A 4,643-nucleotide genomic window follows, 5' to 3' on the forward strand; every position below is an offset into this window, starting at 1 on the left:
AAGCTCGACTACGATTCACAGAAGTAAGCCAGCGCCTCACGACGTCGAGCATTCATCAGACCCCACTCCGTTGCGTCGAGAGCTCCTGCCGCACTCTCCTGTCACAGGGAACCATCAGATTCACACTCCCGTCACGGCTAAGAAGCGGACTCCCGGGCCGCTGCCCGAACCTTCGCGCCCTCCTCGGGTGGGTATCCGGCATCGAAGGCACCCGCATCCATCTGGAAGCGCACGCCTTCCGTCCCACCAGAGCTCTGGTCCGACACGGTCGAGACGTAAAGTGACTGAAGAGCCTGATTCCCTGAGACGATATTGAGCACTTTCGCCGCTGCGGTGGCATCGAGGCCTTCCGACACCGTCCCAAAAGCAGAAACCTCGAGTGTCGGCTTCTCATACACGTGATGGTCATCCGTCAATTCAACCCTGGCCTCCTTCCGATACTTTGAATCGATGGCGTCCACCACCTCACGGAGCGGAACAGAACTGAAATCAACAGTGTCGGCACGCACCTTAATCGTCGTGCCACCGAGATCAAAACTGTCATCCACACCGACGCCAGATCGTGGCGTCATGATCACATCAGCTGGGAACTCCTTTACTTCACCTCGACTCACCGAGATATGACGACCTCCACCATCCATGGACTTCATGCTAGGCTTCGCCAGATCCCGAAGATAATCGAGCGCCGCCTCATTCGGCTCGTTCTCCGAGAGAGACCACGACACAGAGGCGCCATTCTGCTTCCAGGACGCCGACAGTCTGACGTAATTCCTCCCCACAGCCTCTTTGACCAGACGATAGGCGTCTTTGAGGACAGCGAGAATCTCTTCTCGCCCGGGATCATCGTTGAGAACGATCAGGACCGTCCAGGAGTCACCTATTTCGAAGTTGTATTCCACCTCCGCGTTCACTGACTTGACAGCAGGGAAGCTCTTCAAGGACTGCTTGATCCGACGGCGAGCCTGGATATTTCCCGGGGTCAGCGACCCACAGCCCGACATCGCCAGCAGTGCCAAAACTCCGGCGCCGACCAGAATCGTGCGCCTCGGGAGGCCCTTTCCTCCCACCAGCCCCATCACAACCGGACCGATTCACCCGGACGCGCCAGGAAGAGCGCGGTGAACAGGAAGCGGAGGATGTTGCGTCGACGATGAGCCATGGTGCCACCTTAGGTCCTCGCTCCGACGCACGGGATGGGGATCGTTCCCCTGCCCAGCCCGCGCGGCTCCGACACAGTCCCGTCACGCGTGGTCTCATGGCGGCAGCACCCCACCTTTCTCACCGTATGCTTCCCCTGCGAGTCAGTCGCGCATCAAAGTGATCCTGGACGGCCTGTACTTCGACACGCGGACGCAACGCGGCAAGGGAACGGCCTTCGAGCGCCTGGTGCGCCAGTTCCTTCTCACGGATCCGCGCTACGCGGAGCGCTTTGACGAGGTGTGGATGTGGAGCGACTGGCCGGAGCGGGGCGCGCGCCCGGACCGCGGCATCGACCTGGTGGCCCGCGAGCGCGAAACCGGCGAGCTGTGCGCCGTCCAGTGCAAGTTCTATGACCCCGACACGGGCGTCATCACCAAGGGCGACGTCGACTCCTTCCTGGCGGAGTCGGGGACGGGAGAGTTCACCTCCCGACTGTTCGTGTCCACAACGGAGCACTGGAACTCTGCCGCGGAGGAGACGGTGTCTCGTCAGGCCATCCTGGTCTCCCGGATCGGCCTGGAGGACCTGTTCAACTCCACGATCGACTGGGACTCCTTCAGCCTGGAGACCCCCGAGGTTATGGTGCGCACCGGCGGTAAGAGCCTGCGCGAGCACCAGAAGCGAGCCCTGGACGCGGTGACTGCCGGACTGTCCACGGCGGACCGGGGCAAGCTCATCATGGCGTGCGGCACCGGCAAGACCTTCACGTCCCTTCGCATTGCGGAAGGCCTCGTCGATCTCCGCCGTCGAGATGAGGGTGGAGAAGATCGAGGAGTAGGAGCGGGCGTGGACCGACTCCATGAAGGCGATGTTGGTGAGCACCGCCTCCTCGTGGGGGGGGTGCGGGCGTCCGGGATGAGGGAGACCGCGCCGACCGTGCCCTGGATCCTGTCCAGCAGCGTCAGACCGGTGAAGACGCGGGTGGTCATGTTCTTCTCGGCCTCGTTGAGGGTGGTCCAGGACTGCACGTCATTGGACAGCGGCACCTTCTCGGGCAGCCAGAAGTTGCCGGTGAGGCGGTCCCAGACCTCGAGGTCCTTGTCGTCGGTCAGGCGGTTCCAGTTGATGGCCTGGACGCGGTCGACCAGCTTGATGGGCTCGTGCATCAGTTCCTCCCGGGGTTTGGGTGATCCGGCCTCATGCTACCGATGAGACCGCCGGCCGGCAGTGACGCCCGCCCGAAGAGGGCTGTGGTGCCCGCCACGCCGGGGCCATCAAGATTCAAACCACTTGTATGATACGATGGTGACATCAGACTGCACCACGAAAGGAGAGCATTTTGACCAACCAGAGCGTAGTCGTCATTACCTTCACCGAGTCCTCCAAGGCGTACGAAGTTCTCAGTGACCTCCGCCAAGCCTCCGCGGAAGGGAGAATCGACGTCGTCTCAGCACTCATCGCGGAACGCGAGGAGGACGGACACCTGCACCTGGCGGAGGGATCGGACGCGACGATCGGCGAGGGCACGGCAACTGGGGGTCTCATCGGCCTGATTGTCGGTCTGCTCGGCGGCCCACTCGGCATGCTCCTGGGATGGGGTTCAGGTTCCGTTATCGGAAGCCTGAGAGACATCGACCATGCTGACAAGCGTGAGACCGTCCTCGGCGACCTCAGCGCCCGCGTCGCTCCCGGAACAACGGCCATCCTCGCCCAGGTATCTGAGGTGACGCCCGAGGTGCTTGACAACATCTCAACGAAGTTGGGTGGAACTGTGGTCCGCCGCCCCGTCTCCGAGGTGCTGGCCGAACTCGAGGCCGCCGAAGCAGCTGCAGAAGCAGCGGATCGCGAGGCACGCCGTACCATTCGCGACAAACGCCGCGAAGAGCGCAAAGAAGCATGGGACAAGCGAGTCGCTGATCTCAAGGAGCACTTCAAGCGCTGAGCACAACACTTTAAAGCGGGCTGCACGCATCGATGTCTCGATGCGTGCAGCCCGTCGTCATTGGCACTGGTGGGGAGAACGGTCGGCACGCCCCAAGGATGCAAGCCCTCTCGCAGATACCTTACGACGAAGCGTCCGGCTGCTGGGCGGCGGCAAGGATGGGCGCACCCTTCTCAGGCGGGTCACCCTGGCCGACCACGGCACCGCCGTTCATCTCGAAGGCGACGACCTCAGAGTCGTAGTCGTCGTTCGGCGCGGTGGCCAGCTCGACCCTCTGAAGAGTCCGATTTCCCAGGGCAGCCGCCAGAACCGGCGCTGCGGCGCCAACCTCCACACCCTTTCCGTACTCACCGAGTCCCCACACTCTCAGCTGGGTCACCTGGTTGAGATCATTATGCGCATCCAGGTCCACCATCGCATTAACTCGTTTGTCTGCCGGGATGGCATCAAGGACGCTCTTGATCGGCACGGAGGTGAGATCAACGCCTTTAAAATGAGTGATATAACAATTGGATGAGCCCACAACAATATTCTGCTCGGTCTTGAGTGGACCAACACCGACAACCGGAGACGTTAGCGGAAGAATGAAGTTGTCCGGAAGGGTTTTCACGCCATGGTAGCGTAGCCGGATTCTATCCCAGGAGATCTCCACGCTCTCTACCTCCGAGGTGACCACCTTCATGACAGCCGGCACAGCCTTCTCAAGGTCGTCGGTTGGCAGATGACAGGACATCGACGTCGCGCCCTGGGTCCATGTGACATCAAGCTCCACCTTGTCGGAATCAACCAGATTCACTACCTCGTTTCGAGCATTGCGAATGATTGCGAGGACTGAATCCTGCCCAGGATCACCCTTGAGGTTGACGGCCACATCCCAGCGATCGTCAGTCACGAGCCCCGGATCCACATCAACCTCAACGGACGTGACACCATCAAGACCGGATAGATACTTGCGCACCTTCCTCTTCTTCTTGCTGAGAGCCAGAGCGAATGGTGAACACCCACCCACCCCGAAAGCAAGAGACACTGCGCCCACTGCCAGCACCTCACGACGTCGAACACTCATCGACCTCACTGTCCTTCCCTTGATGATGTCTGGCATGTGCACGTCAGACAGAGACGCCCTCGAGTTCGGACCCATCAGGATGCCGAGGCAACCATCTGCTGGGCCGCGGCAAGGATGGGCGCCCCCTTCTCAGGTGGATTTCCCTGGCCGACCACAGTGCCGGACTTCATGTCAAAGCCAACCACCCTGGGCTGGACCTTGCTTTCCACCGAGGTAAGCAGCTCCACCCTCTGGAGCACCTGGTTTCCTAGTACTATGGCAAGAACCGCGGCGTCGGACTGAACATCCTCATCCTGCCAGTCATTGACCCATTTCTTGAATATGAGACGGGCCTGGTGACTGTTATAATTCTCCGCCTCCAGGCTCAGGACTGCCCCATACCGCTTGTCGGAAGGAATGGCTTCCAGCGCACGCTTGATTGGCACAGATGTGAGGTCCTTACCCTTGGCATGGGAGATGAAGCAAAGCAGCCCCAGCGAGGCGGGAGCTGCTTCC

Annotated in this window: 4 protein-coding genes and 2 pseudogenes; 2 read left to right on the top strand and 4 right to left on the bottom strand. The window is 61.0% G+C overall.

What is annotated here, in order from left to right:
- Window positions 1-137 precede the first annotated feature (137 nt).
- The gene (locus HMPREF2756_RS04565; RefSeq protein WP_070618771.1) at window positions 138-1,079 is read right to left on the bottom strand and encodes a hypothetical protein; all 942 of its coding nucleotides are present in this window, start codon (window positions 1,077-1,079) and stop codon (window positions 138-140) included.
- A gap of 307 nt (window positions 1,080-1,386) precedes the next feature.
- Between HMPREF2756_RS04565 and HMPREF2756_RS10985 the strand changes: the two are divergent.
- Window positions 1,387-1,872, top strand: a pseudogene (locus HMPREF2756_RS10985) (restriction endonuclease); the annotation flags it as partial.
- A 9-nt stretch (window positions 1,873-1,881) separates the two neighbouring features.
- On the opposite strand, the pseudogene HMPREF2756_RS10990 reads toward HMPREF2756_RS10985, so the two are convergent.
- A pseudogene (locus tag HMPREF2756_RS10990) lies at window positions 1,882-2,306 on the bottom strand (ribonucleotide-diphosphate reductase subunit beta); the annotation flags it as partial.
- 173 nt (window positions 2,307-2,479) lie between these two features.
- Here HMPREF2756_RS10990 and HMPREF2756_RS04575 point away from each other — a divergent pair.
- Window positions 2,480-3,082, top strand: coding sequence for a DUF1269 domain-containing protein (locus tag HMPREF2756_RS04575; RefSeq protein ID WP_070618777.1), 603 nt, complete (start codon window positions 2,480-2,482; stop codon window positions 3,080-3,082).
- A 121-nt stretch (window positions 3,083-3,203) separates the two neighbouring features.
- Here HMPREF2756_RS04575 and HMPREF2756_RS04580 read toward each other — a convergent pair whose 3' ends face one another.
- Together HMPREF2756_RS04580 and HMPREF2756_RS04585 are read right to left on the bottom strand one after the other, a co-directional pair.
- A complete protein-coding gene (locus HMPREF2756_RS04580) occupies window positions 3,204-4,148 on the bottom strand; it encodes a hypothetical protein (RefSeq protein ID WP_070618780.1) in 945 nt (314 codons plus the stop codon).
- A 74-nt stretch (window positions 4,149-4,222) separates the two neighbouring features.
- Window positions 4,223-4,643, bottom strand: a 421-nt coding sequence (locus tag HMPREF2756_RS04585; protein WP_210393522.1) for a hypothetical protein, incomplete at its 5' end; no start/stop codon positions are given.

The sequence above is a fragment of the Rothia sp. HMSC067H10 genome (assembly GCF_001810635.1).
Classification (GTDB): Bacteria; Actinomycetota; Actinomycetes; order Actinomycetales; family Micrococcaceae; genus Rothia; species Rothia dentocariosa.